Source organism: Pseudomonas sp. SbOxS1 (assembly GCF_013416725.1).
Taxonomy (GTDB): domain Bacteria; phylum Pseudomonadota; class Gammaproteobacteria; order Pseudomonadales; family Pseudomonadaceae; genus Aquipseudomonas.
The window spans coordinates 55,839-81,939 of the sequence record NZ_JAAVXC010000004.1 but is presented as its reverse complement, the minus strand read 5'-3'; the positions used below and the strand labels follow the sequence as shown (position 1 = coordinate 81,939).

Sequence of the window (26,101 nt, the reverse complement as noted above, 5' to 3'; positions counted from 1 at the left end):
AATGGAGTGTTTATGGCAGTCAAGGTCCTGGTGGTGGACGATTCGGGGTTTTTCCGTCGCCGCGTCTCGGAAATTCTTTCAGCGGATTCCAATATCCAGGTCGTCGGCACGGCGACCAATGGCAAAGAGGCGATCGATCAGGCGTTGGCCCTCATGCCGGACGTGATCACCATGGACTACGAGATGCCGATGATGGACGGCATCACCGCGGTACGGCACATCATGCAACGCTGCCCGACCCCGGTCCTGATGTTTTCCTCGCTGACCCATGAAGGCGCCCGGGTCACCCTGGACGCGCTGGACGCCGGCGCGGTGGACTTCCTGCCGAAGAACTTCGAAGACATCTCGCGCAACCCCGAGAAGGTCAAGCAACTGCTGTGCGAGAAGATCCTCAGCATCTCGCGCAGCAATCGTCGCGTCAGCAGCTACAGCGCGCCGGCGCCGGTGGCCGCGCCGGCTCCGATGCCAACGCCAACGCCTTCGAGCACCCTCGGTTATGGCAGCAGCGCGCCGGTGCGCCCGGCTCCAGCACCGATCCCTAGCCGTGCACCTGCGCACGCACCGTCATCGCCTGCGCCGAAACGCAAAGCCTACAAACTGCTGGCCATCGGTACGTCCACCGGCGGCCCGGTGGCGTTGCAGCGGGTTTTGACCCAGTTGCCAGCCAACTTCCCGGCCCCGATCGTGCTGGTCCAGCACATGCCGGCAGCCTTCACCAAGGCGTTCGCGGAGCGCCTGGACAAGCTCTGCCGGATCAGCGTCAAGGAAGCCGAGGACGGCGATATCCTGCGCCCGGGCCTGGCGTTGTTGGCGCCGGGTGGCAAACAGATGATGATCGACGGCCGGGGTGCGGTGAAAATCCTGCCGGGCGACGAGCGCCTGAACTACAAGCCGTGCGTGGACATCACCTTCGGTTCGGCGGCCAAGTCCTATGGCGACAAAGTTCTGGCGGTGGTACTGACCGGCATGGGCGCCGACGGTCGCGAAGGCGCGCGCCTGCTCAAGCAGAGTGGCAGTTCGATCTGGGCCCAGGATGAAGCCAGCTGCGTGATCTATGGCATGCCCATGGCCATCGTCAAGGCCGAACTGGCCGACGCGGTGTATGCACTGGACGACATCGGCCGGCACATCGTCGAGGCGTGTGTCTGATGGACGTTTTAAGTCTCATCGGCATCATCATGGCGTTCGTCGCCATCATTGGCGGCAACTACCTCGAAGGCGGACATATCGGGGCGCTGGCCAACGGTCCGGCCGCGTTGATCGTGCTGGGCGGGACCATTGGCGCGGCGTTGCTGCAATCGCCCATCAGCGCTTTCAAGCGGGCCATGCAGATCCTGGCGTGGATCCTGTTTCCTCCGCGGGTCGACCTGGCCGGTGGCATCGATCGCGTTGTCAACTGGAGCCTGACCGCTCGCAAGGAAGGCCTGCTCGGGCTGGAAGGGGTGGCCGATGCCGAACCCGACAGCTACTCGCGCAAAGGCCTGCAATTGCTGGTTGATGGCGTTGAGCCGGAAGCGATCCGCAGCATCCTCGAGGTGGATTTCTACACCCAGGAAAGCCGCGACATCGAAGCCGCCAAGGTGTTCGAAAGCATGGGCGGTTATGCGCCGACCATCGGCATCATCGGTGCGGTGATGGGCCTGATTCATGTCATGGGCAACCTGGGCGATCCGTCGCAGTTGGGCAATGGCATCGCCGTGGCCTTCGTCGCCACCATCTATGGCGTGGCCAGTGCCAACCTGGTGTTGCTGCCGATTGCCGCCAAGCTCAAGTCCATCGCGTTGCGCCAGTCGCGTTATCGCGAAATGTTGCTGGAAGGAATCCTGTCGATCGCCGAAGGTGAAAACCCGCGCTCTATCGAGTTGAAGCTCCAGGGCTTCATGGATTGATGGGGGTAATGGACTATGGCTCGTCGTCGTCAACATGATGAACATGTAAACCATGAGCGTTGGCTGGTTTCCTACGCCGACTTCATCACCTTGCTCTTCGCGTTTTTCGTGGTGATGTACTCGATTTCGTCGATCAACGAAGGCAAGTACAAAGTCATCTCCGAGGCATTGATCGGCGTCTTCACCGATAGCGATCGCGCGCTCAAGCCGATCCCCATCGGTGACGAGCGGCCGAAGACCGTGACCCCGGCCAAGCCGTTGGTCAAGGACAGTGACCAGGTCGATGCCGGTGTCTCGGGTGCCAGCGATCCGCTCAAAAGCATTGCCGATGACATCAGTGCGGCCTTCGGCGACCTGATCAGCTCCAAGCAGATGACCGTGCGCGGCAACGAGCTGTGGGTCGAGATCGAACTCAATTCCAGCCTGTTGTTCGGCAGCGGCGATGCCATGCCCAGCGACATCGCCTTCAACATCATCGACAAGGTCGCGGCGATCCTCAAGCCGTTCGACAACCCGATCCATGTCGAGGGCTTCACCGACGATCAACCGATCCGCACCGCGCAGTATCCGACCAACTGGGAGCTGTCCTCGGCCCGCTCGGCCAGCATCGTGCGCATGCTGGCCATGCAGGGGGTCAATCCCGGACGCCTGGCGTCGGTGGGCTATGGCGAGTTCCAGCCGGTGGCCAATAACGCCACGGCCGAGGGCCGGGCACGCAACCGTCGCGTGGTGCTGGTGGTGTCGCGCAACCTCGACGTGCGGCGCAGTCTCACCGCTACGGGGGCGGCCAATGCACAACCGGATGCCGCCTTGAAGCGTGCTGGCACACAAACTGCACCGACCCAGGTCAAGTCGCCGGTACGGGAGAACGCCGTCAATTCTCCGTCGCCCGCATTAACACGTTGAGCTAATTCCCGGTCGACCCGGCCGGGAGGAACAATCGAATGAGAGTCTGGGCAGTTGCCAATCAAAAGGGTGGTGTCGGTAAAACCACTTCTTCCATCGCTTTAGCCGGGTTGCTGGCCGAGGCGGGCAAGCGCGTGGTCGTGGTCGATCTCGACCCCCACGGCTCCATGACCAGCTATTTCGGTTACGACCCCGACAGCCTGGAACACAGCAGCTACGACCTGTTCCTGCATAAAGGCAGCGTGCCCCAAGGCCTGCCCGGCCAGCTGTTGCTGCCCACCAGTCACGAATCCATTTCGCTGTTGCCATCGAGCACCGCGCTGGCCACCCTGGAACGCCAGTCGCCGGGCCAGAGTGGCCTGGGCCTGGTGATCGCCAAGAGCCTGGCGCAGTTGTGGCAGGACTTCGATTACGCAGTGATCGACAGCCCGCCGTTGCTCGGGGTGCTGATGGTCAATGCCTTGGCGGCGAGCCAGCAATTGGTGATCCCGGTGCAGACCGAACACCTGGCGGTCAAAGGGCTGGAGCGCATGGTCAACACCCTGGCGATGATCAATCGTTCGCGCAAGCAGGCCTTGCCGTTCACCATCGTGCCGACCCTGTTCGATCGCCGCACGCAGGCGTCCCTCGGTACGCTGCGGGTGTTGCGCGACAAGTTTCCAGACGAAATCTGGCAGGGTTATATCCCCGTCGACACGCGCTTGCGCGATGCCAGCCGGGCGGGGCTGACGCCTTCGCAATTCGACGGCAAGAGCCGCGGCGTCGTCGCCTACCGCGCGCTGCTCAAGCATCTGCTGGCGGCGCAACTTGTCGCGCAGGTGGCATGAAATGACACCGATCCTGACCGTTGTAGGAGCGAGGCTTGCCCGCGAACCAGACGCCGCAGTTTCTGCAGGCGTACCGAGTTATCGTTCTTCGCGGGCAAGCCTCGCTCCTACAGGGGCACGCTTATGAATTCATTATTGAAGACCACCTCACGCCCGCAACTGGCGCTGCAGTCCTATCTGGACAGCCTGCTGCAAGACATCACCGAAGAATTTGAAACGCCCACCGAAACGCCTCCCGAGGTGATTGAGGCTGAAGTTGTGCTGGACGAATTCCAGGCGGCAGTTCTCGAAGAGCAGGCTCGCGATGCACAGAACATCGTCGTCGTGGCTGCCCCGGCGGTAGCGCCGGTAGTGAAAGCACCTGTTGCGGTGATCGATGCCCCGACACCTGTTCTGGCACCGGTCTCGACGATCGCACCCTTGCTGCAAACCTGGGTGCCACCCGCCGTCGAAGACCAACAGGTACTGGTACCACCCGTGGTGGAAGTGCATCTGCCACCCGCTGACACGCCACCACCGGCAGAAACCGACGGTCGACCCGCCTGGGCCGCCGAACCTTTCGAATGCCTGTTGTTCGATGTCGCCGGGTTGACCCTGGCGGTGCCGCTGGTGTGCCTGGGTTCGATCTATCCACTGGCCGGTCACGAGCTGACGTCGTTGTTCGGCCAGCCGGAGTGGTTCCTCGGCATCTTGCCGAGCCAGGCAGGCAACCTGAAGGTGTTGGACACGGCACGATGGGTCATGCCCGATCGTTACCGCGAGGATTTCAAGCAGGGCCTGCAATACGTGATTTCCGTCCAGGGCTACGAGTGGGGGCTGGCGGTGCATCAGGTCAGTCGCTCGTTGCGCCTGGACCCGAACGAAATCAAATGGCGCAGCCACCGTGGCCAACGGCCGTGGCTGGCGGGCACGGTGATTGAACACATGTGTGCATTGCTCGATGTCTCCGAACTGGCCGAGTTGATCGCCAGCGGTGGGGCCAGGCACATGGGTGGCACGAAGCCACCCCATAAAACCAAATAACAGAACAATACCGCCAGGGCGGTTTCTTGAGGGGATCAGGGTATGAATGACAAGGCGACGGCGGCAAAGGGTTCCGAAGATCCGATCCTGCAATGGGTCACCTTCAAGCTGGACAACGAGACCTACGGCATCAACGTGATGCGCGTCCAGGAAGTCCTGCGCTACACCGAAATCGCCCCGGTACCGGGCGCTCCGAGCTATGTGCTGGGCATCATCAACCTGCGCGGCAACGTGGTCACCGTGATCGACACCCGCCAGCGCTTCGGCCTGATGAATGCCGAAATCAGCGACAACACCCGCATCGTCATCATCGAAGCCGACAAGCAAGTGGTCGGGATCATGGTCGACAGCGTGGCCGAAGTGGTTTACCTGCGTCAGTCGGAAATCGAGACAGCGCCGAACGTCGGTAACGAAGAATCCGCCAAGTTCATTCAAGGCGTGTGCAACAAGAACAACGAACTGCTGATCCTTGTCGAACTGGACAAGATGATGAGCGAAGAAGAATGGTCGGAACTGGAGAGTATCTGATTGATTCTCGAAGTGGCGGTCATTGTCCTCTTTCTGTTCTGGGCAGGCACGCTGGCAATGTTTTTGGCCTACATCCGCGGGCAAAAGCTGATCGCCGCGCAACAGGCCCAGGGCGATGCGCAGCGCGACCAGCGCATCAAGGACCTGGGCAGGCGCGTCGACAATTACCAGGACGGCAATGTGCGCATGGGCGAAGAGCTGCAGGAATTGCGTGCGCTCGTCGAGCCATTGCCGGACAAGCTGACCCGGCTGGAACAACGCGATCCCAAGAGCCTGTCTTTTGACCAGGCGGCAAAACTGGTCGGCATGGGCGCCAGCGTCGACGAACTGACCCAGTCCTGCGGCCTGACCCAGGCCGAGGCGGAGTTGATGAGCAAGGTGCACAAGAACTGAGCCGCCCGGATCGTTCCCACGCAGAGCGTGGGAACGATCAATCGCGAGCAGGCTCGCTCCCACAGTCGTTCCATGTCGGGCACAGAACATGTGTTCAGCGAAGATCACCTGTGGGAGCGAGCCTGCTCGCGATGGCGTCCTGGAACCTTCAGTAGTCATCCCCGCGTTCGGTGATGTCCTTCTCGACCATCAGCCCATCCGCATCCTGCTCCGCCGGAAATTTCCCCTTCAAGTTCCACGCAAACGCAATGATCTCGGCAATCGTGAGATACAACTCCTGCGGGATACTGTCCCCCAACTCCATCCGCGCCAGCAGGCTCACCAACTCGGCATTTTCGTAGATCGGCACTTCGCAGTCGCGAGCGATGCGCAGGATTTCTTCCGCCAGTTCTTCGTCGCCCTTGGCCGTGAGGGTAGGGGCGTGGGTGCCGTCGTACTTGAGGGCGATGGCCTGGCGTGGGGCGTTGGGGTTTTTCATGCGTTTTCGTCGACCCAGCGTTGTTCGAGGCGGGTTTGCGGACCCTGGGGTGGTTTGCCCAAATGGCAGTCGAGATCACCGACGTTCAGCCCTGCGGCCAGCATTCGTTGGCGCAAGGCCGCCAGGTTGTTTTCGATCAGGCTGGCGGTGTAGGCGCGTTCGGCCCACAGTTGGCTGCTGAGGCTGCCCTGGATCAGCTGTGCCTGAACCTGCAACGGCCCGAGCGGTTCCATGGCGAACGCCAGTTCGATGCGCCACAGTTGTTGCTTGGGCGCTCGTTCCTCCTGGCGTTCCTTGGGTTGTTCTCTTTCGGGAGCCTCTTCGCGCTGGAATTTGACCTGCAATGGCACGATGTCCTGCAGGTTGCGCATCGGAATCTCCAGCTGCCAGGTACTCATCAGGCGCCCGTCCGGCGTGACACCGCTCTGCTCCAGGCTGGACAGCTGGTGACTTTGCAGGCGTGAAACCGCGGCGGCGGCCAGGCGCAGCAGGTGTTCCAGGTCGTCTTCGCCTTCGGCGCTTTGCAACAGCCGCTCAGGCAGCGGGAATCCGGTCGGCGACGGCTTGGCGCTGACCTGGCCGAGCATGCCCAAGGCATTGCGCACAAAGCTCGGCATGGCCTGGGCCAGGGTGTTGGCGGCGATGATCGCGCTGAGCTGGGTGCTGGCAGGCAGCCCGGATGACAGCTGGCCGATCAGTTTGAGCAGGTCGCCTTTCATGTCGGGCGCCAGGTTCTGGCCGCCCAGCAGTTTCGATTCCAGGAATGCACCGCTGCTGGCCAGCGCCTGGGCCAGGCCTTTGGCGCTGCTCAATTGCTGGATGTCCGGCAGGCCGGCGAGCAATCTGTCCACGGCCGTGCGCAGGTCGCTTGAAGTCTGTGTCGAGGGCGGCAGGTTTTGCAGCAGTTTGAGCAAGCCGTCCAGCGAGCCCTGGCGACTTTGTTGGCTGACAAGTTGCTGGGTCACGGCCAATTGTTCCTGGCGGCTGCTCAAGGGTACGAACTTCAAGGTCTGAGCGTCCTGCACCTGGGCGCTGAGCAAGGTGCCGATGCGCAACGGCTGCGAACTGTCGATGCTAAGGGTGCTGCCGCTCAGCACAGTGTTGAGCAGGCTGACCATCGAGCGGAACACCGTGGCTTGCCCCGGTACAGGCGGCAACGCCTGGGAGGTCAGCACTTTACCCTGCAGCAGGGTGCCCGCCGGCAGTTGCGCCGTGTCGATGCGGGTGAGGGTGGCGACGCTTGCGGCGATGGCTTGCTGCACGGTGACCGCCAGGTTACCCGCTGAAGGCTGGGTGACCGCGATGCGGGTGCCTTGGGCCAAGGGCTGATTGCTGATGGCCTGGAGCATGGTCTGCCGACCGTTTTCGAGGGTGAGCTTGAGCAGTAACTGAAAGGCCTGATCCGCCTGCTTGAGCGACAGCACTTCAGCCTTGGCGGTCTGGCCGGCAGTGATCAGGCCCTCCGTCGGCGTCAGCAGCTTGAGCAACTCGCCACTGACCGCCGGCGCACGCGGGGTCGTCGCGGTGGCCTGCGGGAGCGGGAGGATGTTCATTTCGCCTGTCATACGCGGTCACAACCTTGGGAAAATGCACGCTTGAGAGTAGGAAATGGCATGTATAATGCCGCCCCGTTGTATACAGAATGCGGAAAATTTCACAGTTAATTGACGCAGCTCTCTCGTCCGGGCCGCCAATACCTTTATCCTGCATCTCTTTAACGGCCGCACCAGCGCCGACTTGAACCGTATAAGGCCCGTGAACCCTTGACCAGTCCAGTCCTGCAAACCGTTGCCCTTGCCTGTGAGCGAGACCTTCGGCTGCTCTTCGAAAATCTCGATTTGAGAATGGCCAGTGGCGAAATGGTACAAATCAGTGGTCCCAACGGCAGTGGCAAGACCAGTCTGTTGCGCCTGTTGTCCGGCCTGATGCACCCGACCGCCGGTCAAGTGCTGCTCAACGGTCAGCCGCTGAGCGAGCAACGTGCGGAGCTTGCACGCAATCTCTTGTGGATCGGCCATGCTGCCGGCATCAAGGACTTGCTGACCCCGCAAGAGAACCTGAGCTGGCTGTGTGCCCTGCATCAACCGGCTTCACACGAGGCGATCTGGCAGGCCCTGGCGGCTGTCGGGCTGCGTGGTTTCGAGGATGTTCCCTGCCACACGCTGTCCGCGGGTCAACAGCGCCGCGTGGCACTGGCGCGGTTGTATCTGGACAGTCCGCCGCTGTGGATACTCGATGAGCCGTTCACCGCCCTCGATAAGCAAGGCGTGGCGCAGCTCGAAGAACATCTGGCCGGCCACTGCGAGCGCGGTGGCATGGTGGTCTTGACTACTCACCACACGCTGAGCCGCCTGCCGGCCGCTTATCGCGACATTGATCTGGGGAACTGGGCCGTATGAGTGTTTTCGGCCTGTTGGTCGCCCGTGAGGCCCGTCTGCTGTTCCGCCGCCCGGCTGAACTGGCCAATCCGTTGGTGTTCTTCGCCATCGTCGTTTCGCTGTTCCCGCTGGCGGTCGGTCCCGAGTCTCAATTGTTGCAAACCTTGTCTCCGGGACTGGTCTGGGTGGCGGCCCTTTTATCGGTCCTGCTCTCGCTGGACGGGCTTTTCCGCAGTGATTTCGAGGATGGGTCGCTGGAACAGTGGGTCCTTTCGCCGCACCCCCTGGCTCTTCTGGTTTTGGCCAAGGTGCTGGCACACTGGGCTTTTTCCGGCCTGGCACTGGTTTTGCTCGCACCTTTGCTGGCGTTAATGCTCGGTTTGCCTGCCGCCTGTCTGCCGGTGTTGCTGCTTTCTTTATTGCTGGGTACACCGGTACTGAGCCTGCTCGGTGCGGTGGGCGCGGCGTTGACGGTCGGTTTGAAGCGTGGCGGCCTGTTGCTGGCCTTGCTGATTCTGCCGTTGTACATCCCGGTGTTGATCCTTGGCAGTGGCGCCTTGCAGGCAGCCTTGCAGGGCATGCCGGCGACCGGTTATCTCTTGTGGCTTGGCAGCCTGACCGCCCTGGCGATAACCCTGACACCCTTTGCAATAGCCGCTGGCCTGAAGATCAGCGTCGGCGAATAATGAGGTCTGGTCAAAAATTGACCAGTAAAGACCCTTTGGCTGTCTCGTGACAACGAGCGGCAACCGTGATGGAAACAGTAATGAACTGGACGTGGTTTCATAAGCTCGGCTCGCCCAAATGGTTTTACGGCATCAGCGGCAAACTGCTGCCATGGTTGAGCGTCGCGGCGTTGCTGCTGATCGGCGTCGGCGTGGTCTGGGGCCTGGCCTTCGCGCCGCCTGACTACCAGCAGGGCAACAGCTTCCGCATCATCTACATCCACGTTCCGGCCGCCATGCTGGCGCAGTCCATCTACGTGATGCTGGCGGTGTGCGGCATCGTCGGGCTGGTGTGGAAGATGAAGCTGGCCGACGTCGCCCTGCAGTGCGCGGCGCCCATCGGTGCCTGGATGACCGCCGTGGCGCTGGTCACCGGGGCGATCTGGGGCAAGCCGACCTGGGGCTCGTGGTGGGTCTGGGATGCACGCCTTACGTCCATGCTGATCCTGCTGTTCCTGTACTTCGGTCTTATTGCGCTGGGCAACGCCATCAGCAATCGTGACAGCGCGGCCAAGGCCTGCGCGGTGCTGGCGATTGTCGGCGTGATCAACATCCCGATCATCAAGTACTCGGTGGAGTGGTGGAACACCCTGCACCAGGGCGCGACCTTCACCCTCACGGAAAAACCGGCGATGCCCGCCGAGATGTGGCTGCCGTTGCTGCTGACGGCGCTGGGTTTCTACTGTTTCTTCGGCGCGGTGTTGCTGCTGCGCATGCGCCTCGAAGTGCTCAAGCGCGAGGCTCGGGCCAGTTGGGTGAAAGCCGAAGTGGAAAACAGCCTGGAGGTCGTTCGATGAGTTTTGCTTCATTCGGCGACTTCCTCGCCATGGGCCATCATGGCCTGTATGTCTGGTCGGCCTATGGCATCTGCCTGGCGGTGCTGGCCCTTAACGTGGCGGCGCCGATCCTGGCCCGCAAGCGGTATCTGCAACAAGAGGCGCGTCGTCTGCGCCGGGAGAACGGCAAGTGAATCCGCTGCGTAAAAAGCGTCTTATCATTATTCTGGCGATCCTGGTCGGGGTCGGCGCCGCCGTGGGCCTGGCCCTGAGCGCCCTGCAGCAGAACATCAACCTGTTTTATACGCCGACCCAGATCGCCAATGGCGAAGCCCCGCAGGGCACGCGCATCCGCGCCGGCGGCATGGTCGAGGCGGGCTCCCTGCAGCGCTCCAGCGACTCGCTGGACGTGAGGTTCGTCGTCACCGACTTCAACAAATCCGTGACCATCACCTATCGCGGCATCCTGCCTGACCTGTTCCGCGAAGGGCAGGGCATCGTCGCCTTGGGCAAGCTCAATGCCGAAGGCGTGGTGGTAGCCGATGAAGTGCTGGCCAAGCACGATGAAAAGTACATGCCGCCGGAAGTGACCAAGGCCTTGAAAGACAGTGGTCAATCCGCCCCAACACCCGCTAAGGAGGGTTGATCCATGACTTCCGGCATCTTCATTCCCGAACTGGGCCACCTGGCCATGATCCTGGCGCTGTGTTTTGCGCTGGTTCAGGCCGTCGTGCCATTGGTCGGCGCCTGGCGCGGTGACCGTTTCTGGATGAGCCTGGCCCAGCCAGCGGCCTGGGGGCAGTTTGCCTTCCTGCTGTTCGCTTTTGCATGCTTGACCTATGCGTTCATGGCCGACGACTTCTCCGTCGCCTATGTCGCCAGCAACTCCAACAGTGCCTTGCCCTGGTACTACAAATTCAGCGCCGTATGGGGCGCGCACGAAGGTTCGTTGCTGTTGTGGGCGCTGATCCTCGGCGGCTGGACGTTTGCCGTGTCGGTGTTCTCCCGGCAGTTGCCGCAGGTGATGCTGGCACGGGTGCTGGCAGTGATGGGCATGATCAGCACCGGTTTCCTGCTGTTCCTGATCCTCACCTCTAACCCGTTCAAGCGCATCCTGCCGCAAATGCCCAGCGATGGCGCCGACCTCAACCCGTTGCTGCAGGATATCGGCCTGATCGTACACCCGCCGATGCTGTACATGGGGTACGTCGGTTTCTCGGTGGCGTTCGCGTTCGCGATCGCAGCGCTGATGGGCGGTCGCCTGGATGCCGCGTGGGCGCGCTGGTCGCGTCCGTGGACCATCGTCGCCTGGGCCTTCCTCGGCATCGGCATCACCCTCGGCTCCTGGTGGGCCTACTACGAACTCGGCTGGGGCGGCTGGTGGTTCTGGGACCCGGTGGAAAACGCCTCGTTCATGCCCTGGCTGGTGGGCACCGCGCTGATTCACTCGTTGGCGGTCACGGAAAAACGTGGCGTGTTCAAGAGCTGGACCGTGTTGCTGGCCATCGCCGCCTTTTCGTTGAGCCTGCTGGGCACCTTCCTCGTGCGTTCCGGCGTGTTGACCTCGGTGCATGCCTTTGCCTCGGACCCCGAGCGCGGCGTGTTCATCCTGATCTTCCTGCTGTTCGTGGTCGGTGGTTCGCTGACGCTGTTCGCCTTGCGCGCTCCGGTGGTCAAGAGCCAGGTCGGCTTCAACCTCTGGTCCCGGGAAACCCTGTTGCTGGGTAACAACCTGGTGCTGGTGGTGGCGGCTTCGATGATCCTGCTGGGCACCTTGTATCCGTTGATTCTCGATGCCATGACCGGCGCCAAGCTGTCGGTCGGCCCGCCGTACTTCAACGCGCTGTTCATTCCGTTGATGGCCTTGTTGATGCTGGTGATGGCGGTCGGCGTGATCGTGCGCTGGAAAGACACCCCGGTGAAGTGGCTGCTGAGCATGCTGACCCCGGTACTGCTCGGCAGCGCCGCGCTGGCGGTGGTGGCTGGCGTGGCTTACGGCGATTTCAACTGGGCGGTGCTGGCGACCTTCATGCTCGCAGCCTGGGTGTTGCTGGCCGGTGTGCGAGACATCTTCGACAAGACTCGGCACAAAGGCCTGATCAAAGGCGTGCCGACCCTGACCCGCAGCTACTGGGGCATGCAGGTTGCACACCTGGGCATCGCCGTCTGCGCCCTGGGCGTGGTGTTGTCGAGCCAGAACAGTGCCGAGCGCGACCTGCGCCTGGCGCCCGGCGAATCCATGGCCCTGGGCGGTTATCAGTTCATCTTCGAAGGCGCCAAACACTTCGAAGGCCCGAACTTCACCTCAGACAAGGGCACCGTCCGGGTGATCAAGGGCGGCAAGGAAGTCAGCGTGCTGCACCCGGAAAAACGCCTCTACACGGTACAGAATTCGGTGATGACCGAGGCCGGGATCGACGCCGGTTTCACCCGTGACCTCTACGTCGCACTGGGCGAACCCTTGGGAGATGGCGCCTGGGCGGTACGCGTGCACGTCAAGCCGTTCGTGCGCTGGATCTGGTTCGGTGGTTTGCTCACCGGTCTCGGCGGCTTGCTGGCAGCGCTGGACGGGCGTTATCGGGTCAAGGTGAAAACCCGTGTGCGTGAAGCACTGGGCATGTCTGGAGCGACTGCATGAAGCGTTGGTTGATGCTCTTGCCACTGGCGATTTTCCTGGTGGTGGCTGTTTTCCTGTATCGCGGTCTGTACCTGGACCCGGCCGAGTTGCCCTCGGCGATGATCGGCAAACCCTTTCCGGAGTTTTCCCTGCCGGCAGTGCAGGGCGACAAGACCCTGACCCGCGCCGACATTCTCGGCAAGCCGGCGCTGGTCAACGTCTGGGGCACCTGGTGCATTTCCTGCCGGGTCGAGCACCCGGTGTTGAACAAGCTGGCCGAAAAGGGCGTGGTGATCTACGGCATCAACTACAAGGACGTCAACGCCGACGCCCTGAAGTGGCTGGCGGATTTCCACAACCCCTATCAACTGGACATCCGCGACGACGCCGGCACCCTGGGCTTGAACCTCGGTGTGTACGGCGCCCCGGAAACCTTCTTCATCGACGCCAAGGGCATCATCCGCGACAAATTCGTCGGCGTGATCGACGAGCAGGTCTGGCGCGAAAAACTGGCGGCCAAGTACCAGGCGCTGGTCGACGAGGCCAAGCCATGAAGCGCTGGATTGCCGCCGTTATCCTGGGCTTGAGCCTGGCCGGCGTGGCCCACGCCGCCATCGACACCTACGAGTTCGCCAAGGAAGGTGATCGCGAGCGTTTTCGCGAGCTGACCAAGGAGCTGCGTTGCCCCAAGTGCCAGAACCAGGACATCGCCGACTCCAACGCACCGATCGCCGCCGACCTGCGCAAAGAGATTTTCCGCATGCTCGGTGAGGGCAAGGACAACCAGCAGATCATCGACTTCATGGTCGATCGCTATGGTGATTTCGTCCGCTATAAACCGGCCCTGAACGCCAAGACCGCGCTGCTCTGGTTCGGCCCCGCCGGCCTGCTGCTGGGCGGTGTGGTGATCATCGCGGTGATCGTGCGCCGTCGCCGCGTGCAACGCGCCGAAACGCCGGGCTCGCTTTCTGCCGAGGAGCGCAAGCGCCTCGATCAACTGTTGGATAAAAACCAAGAATGATTGATTTCTGGCTCGCTGCAGGCCTGCTGCTCCTGGTGGCCCTGAGTTTTCTGCTGATCCCCGTTCTGCGTAGCCGTCGCGCCCAGCTCGAAGAGGATCGTACTGCCCTGAACGTGGCGCTCTATCAGGAGCGCGTGGCTGAGCTTCAGGTTCAGCAGCAAGAGGGTGTTCTCGATGCCGCGCAAATGGACGCTGGCCGCGCCGAAGCCGCCCGTGAATTGCTCGCCGACACCGAAGGCGTCGCTGCGCCGCGGGTGACGCGCCTGGGCAAGGTGGCACCATTGCTGGCCGCCATCCTGGTCCCGGTGTTGGGCCTGGGGCTGTACCTGCATTTCGGTGCCAGCGACAAAGTCGAGCTGACCCGGGAATTCGCCCAGGCGCCGCAGTCGATGGAAGAAATGACCCGGCGCCTGGAGCGCGCGGTCGCGGCGCAACCCGATTCCGCCGAAGCGTTGTACTTCCTCGGTCGCACCTACATGACCCAGGATCGTCCGGCTGATGCGGCGAAAGTCTTCGAGCGCACCGTGAACCTCGCCGGGCGCCAACCTGAACTGTTGGGACAATGGGCCCAGGCCCAGTATTTCGCCGATGGCAAGAAGTGGTCGGACAAGGTCCAGGCCCTGACTGACGAAGCACTCAAGGCCGATCCGAAAGAAGTCACCAGCCTTGGCCTGCTGGGCATCGCTGCCTTCGAAGGCCAGCGTTATCAGGAAGCGATCGATTACTGGAATCGCCTGCTGGAGCAACTGCCGCCGGACGACCAGTCCCGTATCGCGCTGCAGGGTGGTATTACCCGCGCCAGCGAGAAACTGGTGGCCAGCGGTGGCAAGGTGGCCCAAGCGCCAGCGGTCAAGCCGGCAGCGCTGCTCAAGGTTCGGGTGGACCTGGCGGCCGACCTGAAGGCCAAGGTCCAGCCGGGCGACAGCGTGTTCATCTTCGCCCGCGCCACCTCGGGCCCTCCCGCGCCACTGGCGGCCAAGCGCCTGACCGTGGCCGATCTGCCGGCCACTGTCGAGTTGGGTGATGGCGATGCAATGATGCCGCAATTGAAACTGTCGAACTTCCCTGAAGTCCAACTGGTTGCACGCATTTCCCGCGCCGGCCAACCGACGGCGGGTGAGTGGATCGGTCGCAGCCAGCCCTTGGCCAGCAGCACCACCGCGCCGCAAGAACTGACCATCGACAGCCCGGATAAATAACAGGAAACGCCACCATGACCGCCATTGCTCGTATCACCCTGCTCAGCGTTGTTTTGGGGCTGAGCGCTTGTGCGGTCCAACGGCCACCTGAAGAGCCGACCCCGCCACGGATCCCGCCGTCGCAGCCCAGCACCAAACCGGCGCCCTCGACGGCGCCAAGCAAGCCGACGGCTCCCGCTAAACCGGCCAAGCCGCTGCCGCGCACCTCGGCGAGCTTTGCGCCGCCACCGGGGGGCAATAGTCATTGGGACCCGAAACTGGGTGTGTACGTGCTCGACGATCAGCCGAACACCTTCTACCGCCAACGCACCTACTACCGTTGGGACAACGGCTGGAGCCGCTCGATCAGCCCGAAAGGGCCGTGGGAGGAGACGGATATTCATGGAGTGCCGGGTGGTTTGGGACGGCAATTCGGGCAGTGATGCAAAAGGCGACCTTCGGGGTCGCCTTTTTTGTGCATGCGGAAAATCGTGGGATCACCGCTCTGATCTGATCGTTCCCACGCTCTGCGTGGGAATGCGTCCTGTGACGCTCCGCGTCACCATTGCGCACGGCTCACGTCATGCGTCGTCAGCGGAACGCGGAGCGTCCCTGGCGGCATTCCCACGCAGAGCGTGGGAACGATCATTCGTGAGCAGGCTCACCCCCATAGGTTCAGCGCTGATCCCTCCCGCTCAACCTTTCACAAAACCTTCATCAAATAGTTATTCCAGCGACTTGTGCGAGTCATAGGGCTGACACGCCCGGTGCCTAAAGTCGGTTGAACTCAAATACGGCCACGGACGGCTGTTCAACCAGACAGAGAAGCCCATGAACGCAGCTATCCATGTCGATCATCTGAACAAGACCTTTGCGCGTAAAACCGCACTGGTCGACCTCGAGCTGACCATCGCGTCCGGTGAGATGGTCGCGCTGATCGGCGCGTCCGGCTCCGGCAAATCCACGTTGCTGCGCCATCTGGCCGGCCTGGCCTGTTGCGATCGCAACAACGGCGGTAGCGTCAAGGTGCTGGGGCGCGAAGTGCAGGCCAGCGGCCGGCTCAATGGCAAGGTGCGGCGCTTGCGTGCCGACATCGGCTACATCTTCCAGCAGTTCAACCTGGTCAATCGCCTGAGCGTGCTCGACAACGTGCTGCTCGGTTGCCTGGGGCGCATGCCGCGCTGGCGGGGCAATTTGTGCCTGTTCAACGCCGAGGAAAAACAGTTCGCCCTGGAGTCCCTGGACCGTGTTGGCCTGGCCGATCTGGCGGGGCAACGGGCCTCGACCCTGTCCGGTGGTCAGCAGCAGCGCGTGGCGATTGCCCGGGCGCTGACCCAGCGTGCCGAGGTGATCCTGGCGGATGAGCCGATCGCTTCCCTGGACCCGGAGTCCGCACGCAAGGTCATGGAGATCCTCGCCGATATCAATCGCCGCGACGGCAAGACGGTGGTGGTGACCCTGCATCAAGTGGATTACGCCACCCGTTATTGCCCGCGTGCCGTAGCGCTCAAGGGCGGACGCATTCATTTCGATGGCCGTGCCAGCGAGCTGAGCAGCCAGTTCCTCAACGATTTGTACGGTGCCGACATCGACACCAGCCTGATGTGTTCCGACCAGCTTCGCCCAGCTGAAGCCGCGCCCCGGCTGGTGTTGGCGCGCGCGTGAATCCTCTTTTTCCCAACCGTTCACCCTCAGGAAACCTTTCCATGTTGAACCGTATCGGTCGCGTTTTTGCTGGTGCAGCACTGCTCGCCGGCTGTGTGCTGGGCACCGCCCAGGCTGAAGAAAAAGCCATCAACTTCGGCATCATGTCCACCGAGTCCTCGCAGAACCTCAAGAGCATCTGGCAGCCGTTCCTGGATGACATGCAGAAGAAGACCGGCCTGAAGATCAACGCCACGTTCGCCTCGGACTATGCCGGGTTGATCCAGGGCATGCGCTTCAACAAGGTCGACGTCGCCTGGCTGGGCAACAAGGCTGCCATCGAGGCGGTGGACCGCTCCAATGGCGAGATCTTCGCCCAGACCGCCGCTGCCAGTGGTGCAGCCGGTTACTGGAGCCTGCTGATCGCGCGCAAGGACAGCCCGATCAATTCTGTCGATGACATGCTCAAGAACGCCAAGACCCTGACCTTCGGCAACGGTGATCCGAACTCCACCTCGGGCTACCTGGTGCCGGGCTACTACGTGTTCGCCAAGAACAACGTCGATGCCGCCACCGCGTTCAAACGCACCCTCAACTCCAGCCATGAGGTCAATGCCTTGAGCGTGGCCAAGGGGCAACTGGACGTGGCGACCTTCAACACCGAAAGCTGGGATCGCCTGGAAGTCACCCAGCCGGACAAGGCTGCACTGCTCAAGGTGATCTGGAAGTCGCCGCTGATTCCCGCCGACCCGCTGGTGTGGAGCAAGGCGCTGAGCGACATCGAGAAGGCCAAGATCCGCGATTTCATCTTCAGCTACGGCGATACCGATGCCGAGAAAGCCGTGCTTGCGGGTATGCAGCTGGGCAAGTTCCTCAAGTCCAGCGACGACCAACTGTTGCCGATCCGTCAGCTGGAGCTGTTCAAGCAGCGCAGCACGATCAGTGCTGACAGCAAGCTTGAGGCTGGCGAAAAAGCCAAAAAACTGGCCGAGATCGACGCCGAGCTGGCCAAGCTGCAAGAGCGCATCACCTCGCTTGAAAAGAGCGACAAAAAGACCGCCGCCACCGCCGGTTGATTCACCGCAGGACAACTGTGGGAGCGAGCCTGCTCGCGATGACGGCGGCACATGCGCCATCGATGTCGACTGGCATACCGCCATCGCGAGCAGGCTCACTCCTACAGGTTTTGCACCAGGCAATTTCTGATGTGTCGCGCCTTTTTTAGAGAACCCTTATGACCACTCTGCACGCTGAAGCTGTCGACAAGCGTACCTGGCCTCAATACGCCGGTTGGGGCCTGTTCCTGGTCCTGCTGGCCTGGGCCTGGCATGGCGCCGAAATGAATCCGATGGCGCTGTACCGCGACTCGGGAAACATGGCGACGTTCGCCGCGGATTTCTTCCCGCCGGACTTCCATGAATGGCGCTCGTACCTCAAGGAAATGATCGTCACCGTACAAATCGCCCTGTGGGGCACGGTGCTGGCGATTGTCTGCTCAGTCCCGCTGGGCATTCTCTGCTCGGAAAACATCACCCCCTGGTGGATACACCAACCGTTGCGCCGGGTGATGGACGCCTTCCGTTCGATCAACGAAATGGTGTTCGCCATGTTGTTCGTGGTGGCGGTCGGCCTGGGCCCGTTTGCCGGTGTCCTGGCGTTGTGGATCAGCACCACTGGCGTACTCGCCAAGCTGTTCGCCGAAGCGGTCGAGGCGATTGACCCAGGCCCGGTCGAAGGCGTACGCGCCACCGGTGCCAGCGCCCTTCAAGAAGTGATCTACGGCGTGATCCCGCAAGTGATGCCGCTGTGGGTTTCCTACGCGCTGTACCGCTTCGAGGCCAACGTGCGCTCGGCGACGGTGGTGGGGATGGTCGGTGCCGGCGGGATCGGCGTGATCCTGTGGGAGAACATCCGCGCCTTCCAGTTCGTTCAAACCTGCGCCGTCCTGCTGGTGATCATCGTCGTCGTCAGCCTGATCGACATCCTGTCGCAACGCCTGCGCAAGCAGTTCATCTGATTTTCGGAGGGGTGCCCCCGGGCGCTTTTTTTAAAGTATGCAGTTGTCTAGACAAGATGAGCCGGTGTACCGCGAATTGGCCGACATCCTGCGTCGGGAACTGGCGGACTACCGCGCCGGGGATTTCCTGCCGGCGGAAGTGCAGTTGGCAGAACGCTTCGGGGTCAATCGCCATACCTTGCGCCGGGCCATCGATGAGCTGGTGTTCGAAGGCAGCCTGCTGCGGCGCCAGGGCAAGGGCACCCAAGTACTGGAGCGGCCACTGATTTATTCGATGACCGCCGACAGTGCCTACAGCCAGTCGTTGTCGGCCCAGGGCCTGGGCGTCGAGGCGGTGTTGCTCAAGCGCCGCTACTGCTTCGCCAGTCGTGAAGAAGCGCAGCACCTCGGAATTGCCGAGATGGCACCGATGATCGAACTGCAGACCCTGCGCAAGCTCGACGGTCAGCCCGTCAGCCTGATTCGTCATCGCTATTGCGCCAGTCATGCGCCGTTGTTGGCGGACTACACCGGTGGGTCTTTGCGCCAGTACCTGAGCGAACGCGACCTGCCGCTGACCCGCACCCAGAGCCTGATCGGCGCCCGTTTGCCCAACCGCGAAGAAGCCGCGTTGCTGATGATGCCCCGGCATTTGCCGGCGCTGAGCGTGTTTACCCTTTCCCGCGATCGCGATGGCCGTGCGGTGGAGCTGGCCCAGTCCACCAGCCGCTCGGATCGCTTCCAGTACCAGGTCGTCACCTGATGGAGAACGCCATGCACAACCCTGTACCCCACACCGAGCGGCAGCACTGGATCGGTGTGCTGGCCCGTGCCCGTCGCGATGAATTGCAGCCCCATGAAGCCGCACTGCGCGACATCGAGTACCAACTGATCCGCGCCCCGGAAATCGGCATGACCCTGGTCCGTGGCCGCATGGGTGGCAACGGCGCGCCGTTCAACGTCGGCGAAATGAGCGTCACCCGTTGCGTGGTGCGCCTGGCCGATGGTCGCACCGGCTACAGCTACCTGGCGGGCCGCGACAAGGTCCACGCCGAACTGGCCGCGCTCGCCGATGCGCATTTGCAGGGCACACAGCAGCGCCATTGGCTCGATCAAGTGATCACGCCGCTGGCCAAAGCCCAGGCCGAACGCCGGGCCCGGAAAGAGGCGGAGACCGCCGCCACCAAAGTCGAATTCTTCACCCTGGTGCGAGGAGAAAACTGATGAGCGCACAGCTATTGCAACCGGCGTTCGCCGACCCGGTACTGGATGCCCAGCGCGGGTTTCGCGCGGCGCTCAAGGCACTCGCCGGTCCCGGTTTGATCCAGACCCTGCAGGCCACGCCGAGCCTCGAAGGCCTTATGCCTGCGACCTACGCACTGTGCCTTTCGTTGCTGGATGTCGACACGCCGCTGTGGTTGGCGCCGACGTTCGACACGCCATTGATCCGCACCAACCTGGCGTTCCACTGCGGCTGCCCAATGACCGCCAATCGTGAAGACGCGCGGTTTGCCTTGCTCGCCGCCGACGACCTGCTCGACCTGAGCGGTTTCGACCATGGCAACGACCGCTATCCCGATCAGTCCTGCACCTTGCTGGTCCAGCTGCAAAGTCTCGACGGCGGGGCAGGCCTGGCCTGGCGCGGGCCGGGGATCGAAACCGCAAACGACGTTGCGCTGCCAGTGGCCGATGGCTTTTGGCACGAACGTCAACGACGCAACGAATTCCCCCGCGGGCTCGACCTGTTTTTTGCCGCCGGCCATGACCTGATCGGCTTGCCGCGCAGTACCCGCATCACAGAGGAGCGTGCCTGATGTACGTAGCCGTCAAGGGTGGCGAACAGGCCATCGACAATGCCCATCGCCTGCTGGCGAAAAAGCGCCGGGGCGATACCTCGGTCACTGAGCTGAGTGTCGAGCAGATCCGCCAGCAACTGCCGCTGGCGGTAGCGCGGGTAATGAGTGAAGGCTCGCTGTACGACGAAGAACTCGCCGCGCTGGCGATCAAGCAGGCGGCGGGGGATCTGGTGGAGGCGATCTTCCTGTTGCGTGCCTACCGCACCACGTTGCCGCGCTTCAGCCCGAGCCTGCCGATCGACACCTCGAACATGCAACTGAGCCGTCGTCTGTCCGCCACATTCAAGGACGTACCCGGTGGCCAGCTGTTGGGACCGACATTCGACTACACCCATCGCCTGCTCGACTTCGCGCTGCTTGCCGAAGGCGAATATCCGGGGCCGCAAACCACGCCGAACGCCAGCCTGGAGGCCTGCCCGCGCGTGCTCGGCCTGCTGGCCAAGGAAGGCCTGATCAAGAACGAATCGGACAACGGCGACAACGTCGCCGACATCACCCGCGATCCGCTGGAACTGCCCGCCAGCCGCGCCGAACGCTTGCAGGCCCTGGCCCGTGGCGACGAAGGTTTCCTGCTGGCGCTGGGCTATTCGACCCAGCGTGGCTACGGGCGCAACCACCCGTTCGCCGGGGAAATCCGCATCGGTGAAGTCGAGGTGTGGATCGACCCTGAAGAACTGGGGTTCCCGATCAACCTGGGCAGCATCGAAGTCACCGAGTGCGAGATGGTCAACCAGTTCGTCGGCTCGGCCACCGAGCTTGCACAGTTCACCCGTGGCTATGGCCTGGCCTTCGGGCATGCCGAGCGCAAGGCCATGGGCATGGCGCTGGTCGACCGGGCATTGCGCGCCGACGAGTACAACGAAGAGATCGTGTCCCCGGCGCAGCAGGAAGAATTCGTGCTGATGCACTGCGACAACGTCGAGGCCGCCGGCTTCGTTTCCCACCTCAAACTGCCTCACTACGTCGACTTCCAGGCCGAACTGGAACTGATCCGCAAATTGCGCAAGCCTGCCGAGGGGCAAAGCCATGAATGACATGACCCAAGCGCCGGTCCGCGACGCGGCGTACAACTTTGCCTACCTCGATGAGCAGACCAAGCGCATGATCCGCCGCGCCTTGTTCAAGGCCGTGGCGATCCCCGGTTACCAGGTGCCGTTCGGTGGCCGCGAGATGCCGTTGCCTTACGGCTGGGGCACTGGCGGCATGCAGTTGACCGCCGCGATTCTCGGCGACGATGACGTGCTCAAGGTCATTGACCAGGGCGCCGACGACACCACCAACGCCGTGTCGATCCGTCGTTTTTTTGCCCGTACCGCTGGCGTCGCCACCACCGAAAGCACGCCGCAGGCGACGGTGATCCAGACCCGTCACCGCATCCCGGAAACGCCGCTGCACGCCGATCAGATCATGGTCTACCAGGTGCCGATTCCGGAGCCGTTGCGTTTTATCGAACCGTCGGAAACCGAGACCCGGACCATGCACGCCCTCAACGATTACGGGGTCATGCACGTCAAGCTCTACGAAGATATCGCCACCTTCGGCCATATCGCCACCGCCTACGCCTACCCGGTGATGGTCGACGAGCGCTACGTGATGGATCCGTCGCCGATCCCCAAATTCGACAATCCGAAACTCGACATGAGCCCGGCGCTGATGCTGTTCGGTGCTGGCCGCGAGAAGCGCCTGTACGCAGTGCCGCCGTATACCCGGGTCACCAGTCTCGACTTCGAGGACCACCCCTTCGAAGCGCAGAAGTGGGACGAGTGCTGCGCCATTTGCGGCAGCTGTGATTCGTTCCTCGACGAGCTGATCCTCGACGACGCCGGCACCCAGAGCTTCGTCTGTTCCGACACTTATTACTGCGCCCAGCGCGTCAGCCAGCAGGAGCAGGGCCAATGAACCAGGCGCTGAAAAACGGACTGTCCGTATCCACCGCCGAGCCGCTGCTGCGAGTGCGCGAGCTGTCGCTGTTGTACGGGCCCGAGAAGGGCTGCCAGGACGTCAGCTTCGATCTGTACCCCGGTGAAGTGCTGGGCATTGTTGGCGAATCCGGCTCGGGCAAGTCGACGTTGCTCTCGTTGCTCAGCGGACGCCTGCCACCCCTGCGCGGCAACATCGGGTATCGCGACCAACAGGGCCAATGGCTGGACCTCTACAGCGCCAGCGAAGCCGAGCGCCGCACCTTGCTGCGCACCGAATGGGGCTTCGTCGAACAGAATCCGCGGGACGGCTTGCGCATGGGCGTGTCCGCCGGGGCCAACATCGGCGAACGGCTGATGGCCCAGGGCGTGCGCAATTACCAGCAACTGCGTGGCGCCGGGCTGGACTGGCTGAGTCAGGTGGAAATCGACCCGCAGCGCATCGATGACTTGCCCCGGACCTTTTCCGGCGGCATGCAGCAGCGCCTGCAGATCGCCCGCAACCTGGTGTCGAGCCCGCGCCTGGTGTTCATGGACGAACCGACCGGTGGCCTCGACGTGTCGGTGCAGGCGCGCTTGCTCGACTTGCTGCGCGGGCTGGTGCGTGAGCTGGACCTGGCGGTGGTGATCGTCACCCACGACCTGGCGGTGGCGCGGCTGCTGGCCGATCGCTTGATGGTGATGCGCCGCTCGCGGGTGGTGGAAACCGGGCTGACCGATCAGATCCTCGACGATCCGCAGCACCCTTACTCTCAACTGCTGGTGTCTTCGGTGTTGCAGCCATGATGAATACCTTGATCGAGGTCCGTGACCTCTCGAAAACCTTCACCCTGCATCAGCAGAACGGCGTAGTCCTCAACGTCTTGCGCGGGGTCGATTTCAGTGTGGCGGGCGGTGAATGCCTGGTGCTGCACGGCCAGTCCGGCGCCGGCAAGAGCACCTTGCTGCGTACCTTGTACGGTAACTATCTGCCAGCGGGCGGCAGCATCCGCGTGCAGCACGACGGGCAGTGGCTGGAGCTGGTGGGCGCCGAGCCCCGGGACATTCTGCAGGTTCGCCAACGTACCCTGGGTTATGTCAGCCAGTTCCTGCGGGTGATCCCGCGAGTCGCCTGCCTGGACGTGGTGATGGAGCCGGCCCTGGCCCGTGGCTGGTCGAGACACCTGGCGCAATCCCGTGCCGAGCTGCTGCTCAGCCGCCTGAATATTCCACAACGCCTGTGGCAACTGGCGCCCGGCACCTTTTCCGGGGGCGAGCAGCAGCGGGTCAACATCGCCCGCGGTTTCATGGTGGCGTGGCCGGTGATGCTGCTCGACGAGCCGACGGCTTCCCTCGACGACAGCAATCGTCAAGTGGTGCTGCAACTGATCAATGAAGCCAAGGAAGCCGGTGCCGCGTTGATCGGCATCTTCCACGACCACGTCGCCCGCAAGGCGGTCGCCGATCGCCATCTCGACATGACGCCAGCCGCTGTGACCGAAAAGGAATGCGCCGATGCCCGTTGAACAGATCCTCAGCAATGCCCAACTGGTCACCGCTGACCGCGTGTTCTACGGCACCGTGGTGCTGCGCGACGGTTTGATCGCCGATGTCGGCGAAGGTCCGAGCCGTTTGCCCCAGGCCCAGGACCTCAACGGCGATTACCTTCTGCCCGGCCTGGTGGAGCTGCACACCGACAACCTGGAACGCCACATGACCCCGCGCCCGGGGGTGGACTGGCCGTCCGTCCCGGCGGTGCTCAGCCACGATGCACAGATCATCGCAGCCGGCATCACCATGGTGTTCGACGCGGTGTCCATCGGCGACGTGAACCCCAAAGGCAATCGCATGCAGAAGTTGCCGGCGATGCTGGAAGCGATCACCAGCGCCGCGGGCGCCGGGTTGACCCGCGCCGAACACCGTTTGCACTTGCGCTGCGAGTTGTGCCACCCGGACACCCTGAGCGTGTTCCGCGACCTGGTGGAAAACCCGCTGGTGCAACTGGTGTCGGTGATGGACCACTCGCCGGGTCAGCGCCAGTTCGTGCTGGAATCCAAGTACCGTGAGTACTACATGGGCAAGTACCACCTGACCACGACGCAGATGGATGAATTCATCGCCTTGCAAATGGCCAACTCCCGCAGCTACAGCGACCGTTATCGCGCCGCGATTGTCGAACACTGCCTGGCCCGCGGGTTATCGGTGGCCAGCCATGATGACGCGACCCTGGCCCACGTCGAAGAGTCGGCGCGTTATGGCATGACCATCGCCGAGTTCCCGACCACCGTCGAGGCGGCGCGCGGATGCCGGGAGCGGGGCATGAAAGTGTTGATGGGCGCACCGAACATCGTGCGCGGTGGATCGCACTCGGGTAACGTGGCCGCCGCCGATCTGGCCGCCGAAGGGCTGCTGGACATTCTGTCCAGCGATTACTACCCGGCGAGCCTGCTGCAATCGGCGTTCGCGTTGGCGGCGCAGAGTGATCGGATCGGGTTGGCCGAAGCGGTGCGCATGGTCAGCCTGAACCCGGCGCGAGCCGCCGGGCTCAATGATCGCGGCGAGATTGCAGCGGGCTTGCGCGCCGACCTGGTGCAAGCGCGCAGCCAGGAGGGTTTACCGGTGGTCCAGCAAGTATGGCGACAAGCGAAGAGGGTGTTTTGATGGCAGGCAGGTTGATCTATCTCATCGGGCCTTCGGGTTCGGGCAAGGACAGCCTGCTCGATGCCGCGCGCGAGCGGTTGGCCGAGCGCGGCTGCCGTATCGTGCGACGGGTCATCACCCGTTCGGCGGAAGCTGTGGGCGAGGCGGCGCTGGGCGTCAGCCCGCAGCAGTTCACCGAGATGCAGGCCCAGGGCGCCTTTGCCCTGAGCTGGCACGCCAATGGCTTGTACTACGGCATCCCGCGGGAAATCGACGACTGGCTGGCTGCCGGCCAGGATGTGCTGGTCAACGGCTCGCGGGGGCATCTGCAGAACACTCGCGAACGTTATCCGCAGGTGTTGGCGGTGTTGCTGACCGTGGACCAGGCGGTGTTGCGCCAGCGCTTGCTGGCGCGTGGGCGTGAGTCCGTGACCGAGATCGATCAGCGCCTGGCGCGCAATGCCCGTTTCAACGAGCACCTGCTGGCCGATGATCCGACAGTGCATGTGCTCGACAACTCCGGGCCGCTGGAGCACACCGTCGATCGACTGTTGGCCTGCCTCGACGAGCCCGCCCAATGCGCCTGACCTTGTTGGGCACCGGCGATGCCCGGCAGGTCCCGGTGTATGGCTGCGAATGCCTGGCCTGCGCCCGGGCGCGTATCGACGGGCAATTGCAACGTCGCCCGTGCTGCGCGCTGATCGAATGCGGCGATCAGCGCTGGTTGATCGACAGCGGCCTGCCAGACCTCACCGAACGCTTCCCGCCGCGCAGCTTCAACGGCATTTTCCAGACCCACTACCACGCCGATCATGCCCAGGGTTTACTGCATCTGCGCTGGGGGCAGGGTTTGGTGATTCCGGTTCACGGCCCGATCGACCCGCAAGGCCTGGCCGACCTCTACAAGCACCCGGGCATTCTCGACTTCAGCCAGCCATTCGAGGCTTTTGAAACCCGCGCCTTCGGCACGCTGAGCGTTACCGCGTTGCCCTTGTTGCATTCAAAACCGACCCTCGGTTACCTGCTGGAGGGCGAAGGCCGCCGGATCGCCTACCTGACCGATACCGTGGGCCTGCCGCCGCAAACAATGAGTTGGCTGCAACGCCAGTCACTGGATTTACTGGTGCTCGATTGCTCGATGCCCCCACAACCCCAGGCGCCGCGTAACCACAACGACCTGAACCTGGCGTTGCAGTGCGTTGACGAGTTGCGACCCTCGTCGACGGTGTTGACGCATGTCGGGCATACGCTGGATGCGTGGCTGATCGAGCATCGCCACGATTTGCCGGGCAATGTCAGTGTGGGCTTTGACGGGTGTGTGCTGTAGC

General features: G+C 62.8%; 32 protein-coding genes. 30 read left to right on the top strand and 2 right to left on the bottom strand.

All coding sequences use genetic code 11. The annotated features are described in order from the left end of the window. The first annotated feature begins 12 nt into the window (after positions 1-12). The 7 genes from HFK74_RS06600 (at position 13) to HFK74_RS06570 (ending at position 5,566) form a co-directional block, all read left to right on the top strand. Positions 13-1,149, top strand: a complete 1,137-nt coding sequence (locus tag HFK74_RS06600) for a chemotaxis response regulator protein-glutamate methylesterase (protein WP_180202835.1) — start codon at positions 13-15, stop codon at positions 1,147-1,149. Then, positions 1,149-1,889: a flagellar motor protein gene (locus tag HFK74_RS06595; protein WP_180202834.1), complete on the top strand. Its 741-nt coding sequence runs from the start codon at positions 1,149-1,151 to the stop codon at positions 1,887-1,889. Before HFK74_RS06600 ends, HFK74_RS06595 begins: the two co-directional genes overlap by 1 nt. A 15-nt stretch (positions 1,890-1,904) precedes the next feature. Continuing rightward, positions 1,905-2,795 (top strand): flagellar motor protein MotD, encoded by an 891-nt coding sequence (gene motD / locus HFK74_RS06590; RefSeq protein ID WP_180202833.1) that lies wholly within the window; start codon positions 1,905-1,907, stop codon positions 2,793-2,795. A gap of 38 nt (positions 2,796-2,833) precedes the next feature. Next, on the top strand, positions 2,834-3,622 hold the full coding sequence (locus HFK74_RS06585; RefSeq protein WP_180202832.1) for a ParA family protein: 789 nt from the start codon (positions 2,834-2,836) through the stop codon (positions 3,620-3,622). 123 nt (positions 3,623-3,745) lie between these two features. Then, complete coding sequence (locus tag HFK74_RS06580; protein ID WP_180202831.1) at positions 3,746-4,645, top strand: CheW domain-containing protein; 900 nt, start codon at positions 3,746-3,748, stop codon at positions 4,643-4,645. Between the two features lie 42 nt (positions 4,646-4,687). After that, positions 4,688-5,173, top strand: a complete 486-nt coding sequence (locus tag HFK74_RS06575) for a chemotaxis protein CheW (protein ID WP_007980742.1) — start codon at positions 4,688-4,690, stop codon at positions 5,171-5,173. Then, complete coding sequence (locus HFK74_RS06570; RefSeq protein ID WP_180202830.1) at positions 5,174-5,566, top strand: DUF2802 domain-containing protein; 393 nt, start codon at positions 5,174-5,176, stop codon at positions 5,564-5,566. Positions 5,567-5,714: 148 nt separating this feature from the next. On the opposite strand, the gene HFK74_RS06565 is transcribed toward HFK74_RS06570, so the two are convergent. Beyond that, on the bottom strand, positions 5,715-6,044 hold the full coding sequence (locus tag HFK74_RS06565; protein ID WP_180202829.1) for an EscU/YscU/HrcU family type III secretion system export apparatus switch protein: 330 nt from the start codon (positions 6,042-6,044) through the stop codon (positions 5,715-5,717). Beyond that, complete coding sequence (locus tag HFK74_RS06560; RefSeq protein ID WP_180202828.1) at positions 6,041-7,609, bottom strand: flagellar hook-length control protein FliK; 1,569 nt, start codon at positions 7,607-7,609, stop codon at positions 6,041-6,043. Before HFK74_RS06560 ends, HFK74_RS06565 begins: the two co-directional genes overlap by 4 nt. Before the next feature lie 198 nt (positions 7,610-7,807). Here HFK74_RS06560 and ccmA point away from each other — a divergent pair, with 198 nt between their 5' ends. From ccmA to phnP, 23 genes are all read left to right on the top strand, one after another. Continuing rightward, a complete protein-coding gene (gene ccmA, locus HFK74_RS06555) occupies positions 7,808-8,443 on the top strand; it encodes a cytochrome c biogenesis heme-transporting ATPase CcmA (RefSeq protein WP_032831327.1) in 636 nt (211 codons plus the stop codon). Further along, entirely contained in the window at positions 8,440-9,108 is a 669-nt protein-coding gene (gene ccmB, locus HFK74_RS06550) for a heme exporter protein CcmB (RefSeq protein ID WP_007980754.1), read from the top strand. The genes ccmA and ccmB overlap by 4 nt, the downstream gene beginning before the upstream one ends. 80 nt (positions 9,109-9,188) lie before the next feature. After that, on the top strand, positions 9,189-9,944 hold the full coding sequence (locus HFK74_RS06545) for a heme ABC transporter permease (protein ID WP_008055369.1): 756 nt from the start codon (positions 9,189-9,191) through the stop codon (positions 9,942-9,944). Then, on the top strand, positions 9,941-10,117 hold the full coding sequence (gene ccmD, locus HFK74_RS06540) for a heme exporter protein CcmD (RefSeq protein WP_008055370.1): 177 nt from the start codon (positions 9,941-9,943) through the stop codon (positions 10,115-10,117). The genes HFK74_RS06545 and ccmD overlap by 4 nt, the downstream gene beginning before the upstream one ends. After that, on the top strand, positions 10,114-10,569 hold the full coding sequence (gene ccmE, locus HFK74_RS06535; RefSeq protein WP_180202827.1) for a cytochrome c maturation protein CcmE: 456 nt from the start codon (positions 10,114-10,116) through the stop codon (positions 10,567-10,569). The genes ccmD and ccmE overlap by 4 nt, the downstream gene beginning before the upstream one ends. Before the next feature lie 3 nt (positions 10,570-10,572). Next, positions 10,573-12,561: a heme lyase CcmF/NrfE family subunit gene (locus HFK74_RS06530; protein WP_180202826.1), complete on the top strand. Its 1,989-nt coding sequence runs from the start codon at positions 10,573-10,575 to the stop codon at positions 12,559-12,561. Then, a complete protein-coding gene (locus HFK74_RS06525) occupies positions 12,558-13,094 on the top strand; it encodes a DsbE family thiol:disulfide interchange protein (protein ID WP_008055373.1) in 537 nt (178 codons plus the stop codon). The genes HFK74_RS06530 and HFK74_RS06525 overlap by 4 nt, the downstream gene beginning before the upstream one ends. Next, positions 13,091-13,561 carry a cytochrome c-type biogenesis protein gene (locus HFK74_RS06520; protein ID WP_180202825.1) on the top strand — a complete coding sequence of 157 codons (471 nt, stop codon included), beginning with the start codon at positions 13,091-13,093 and terminating at the stop codon, positions 13,559-13,561. The genes HFK74_RS06525 and HFK74_RS06520 overlap by 4 nt, the downstream gene beginning before the upstream one ends. Beyond that, on the top strand, positions 13,558-14,760 hold the full coding sequence (gene ccmI, locus HFK74_RS06515; RefSeq protein ID WP_180202824.1) for a c-type cytochrome biogenesis protein CcmI: 1,203 nt from the start codon (positions 13,558-13,560) through the stop codon (positions 14,758-14,760). The genes HFK74_RS06520 and ccmI overlap by 4 nt, the downstream gene beginning before the upstream one ends. Positions 14,761-14,774: 14 nt before the next feature. After that, entirely contained in the window at positions 14,775-15,182 is a 408-nt protein-coding gene (locus tag HFK74_RS06510) for a hypothetical protein (protein ID WP_180202823.1), read from the top strand. Between the two features lie 388 nt (positions 15,183-15,570). Then, positions 15,571-16,404, top strand: a complete 834-nt coding sequence (phnC, locus tag HFK74_RS06505) for a phosphonate ABC transporter ATP-binding protein (protein ID WP_180202822.1) — start codon at positions 15,571-15,573, stop codon at positions 16,402-16,404. A 41-nt stretch (positions 16,405-16,445) separates the two neighbouring features. Next, positions 16,446-17,459: a phosphonate ABC transporter substrate-binding protein gene (phnD, locus tag HFK74_RS06500; protein ID WP_180202821.1), complete on the top strand. Its 1,014-nt coding sequence runs from the start codon at positions 16,446-16,448 to the stop codon at positions 17,457-17,459. A 158-nt stretch (positions 17,460-17,617) separates the two neighbouring features. Beyond that, positions 17,618-18,400 carry a phosphonate ABC transporter, permease protein PhnE gene (gene phnE / locus HFK74_RS06495; RefSeq protein WP_180202820.1) on the top strand — a complete coding sequence of 261 codons (783 nt, stop codon included), beginning with the start codon at positions 17,618-17,620 and terminating at the stop codon, positions 18,398-18,400. A gap of 37 nt (positions 18,401-18,437) precedes the next feature. Beyond that, complete coding sequence (gene phnF, locus HFK74_RS06490; protein WP_180202819.1) at positions 18,438-19,142, top strand: phosphonate metabolism transcriptional regulator PhnF; 705 nt, start codon at positions 18,438-18,440, stop codon at positions 19,140-19,142. Between the two features lie 11 nt (positions 19,143-19,153). After that, entirely contained in the window at positions 19,154-19,603 is a 450-nt protein-coding gene (gene phnG / locus HFK74_RS06485) for a phosphonate C-P lyase system protein PhnG (RefSeq protein ID WP_180202818.1), read from the top strand. After that, entirely contained in the window at positions 19,603-20,193 is a 591-nt protein-coding gene (gene phnH / locus HFK74_RS06480; RefSeq protein WP_180202817.1) for a phosphonate C-P lyase system protein PhnH, read from the top strand. Before phnG ends, phnH begins: the two co-directional genes overlap by 1 nt. Beyond that, the gene (locus tag HFK74_RS06475) at positions 20,193-21,269 is read left to right on the top strand and encodes a carbon-phosphorus lyase complex subunit PhnI (protein WP_180202816.1); all 1,077 of its coding nucleotides are present in this window, start codon (positions 20,193-20,195) and stop codon (positions 21,267-21,269) included. Before phnH ends, HFK74_RS06475 begins: the two co-directional genes overlap by 1 nt. Beyond that, the gene (locus tag HFK74_RS06470; RefSeq protein ID WP_180202815.1) at positions 21,262-22,134 is read left to right on the top strand and encodes an alpha-D-ribose 1-methylphosphonate 5-phosphate C-P-lyase PhnJ; all 873 of its coding nucleotides are present in this window, start codon (positions 21,262-21,264) and stop codon (positions 22,132-22,134) included. Before HFK74_RS06475 ends, HFK74_RS06470 begins: the two co-directional genes overlap by 8 nt. Then, on the top strand, positions 22,131-22,940 hold the full coding sequence (gene phnK, locus HFK74_RS06465; protein ID WP_180202814.1) for a phosphonate C-P lyase system protein PhnK: 810 nt from the start codon (positions 22,131-22,133) through the stop codon (positions 22,938-22,940). Before HFK74_RS06470 ends, phnK begins: the two co-directional genes overlap by 4 nt. Beyond that, positions 22,940-23,659 carry a phosphonate C-P lyase system protein PhnL gene (gene phnL / locus HFK74_RS06460; RefSeq protein WP_180203300.1) on the top strand — a complete coding sequence of 240 codons (720 nt, stop codon included), beginning with the start codon at positions 22,940-22,942 and terminating at the stop codon, positions 23,657-23,659. Before phnK ends, phnL begins: the two co-directional genes overlap by 1 nt. Beyond that, on the top strand, positions 23,649-24,794 hold the full coding sequence (locus HFK74_RS06455) for an alpha-D-ribose 1-methylphosphonate 5-triphosphate diphosphatase (RefSeq protein ID WP_180202813.1): 1,146 nt from the start codon (positions 23,649-23,651) through the stop codon (positions 24,792-24,794). Before phnL ends, HFK74_RS06455 begins: the two co-directional genes overlap by 11 nt. Further along, positions 24,794-25,360 (top strand): phosphonate metabolism protein/1,5-bisphosphokinase (PRPP-forming) PhnN, encoded by a 567-nt coding sequence (phnN, locus tag HFK74_RS06450; RefSeq protein ID WP_180202812.1) that lies wholly within the window; start codon positions 24,794-24,796, stop codon positions 25,358-25,360. Before HFK74_RS06455 ends, phnN begins: the two co-directional genes overlap by 1 nt. After that, entirely contained in the window at positions 25,351-26,100 is a 750-nt protein-coding gene (gene phnP / locus HFK74_RS06445; protein ID WP_180202811.1) for a phosphonate metabolism protein PhnP, read from the top strand. The genes phnN and phnP overlap by 10 nt, the downstream gene beginning before the upstream one ends. Position 26,101: the final 1 nt, after the last annotated feature.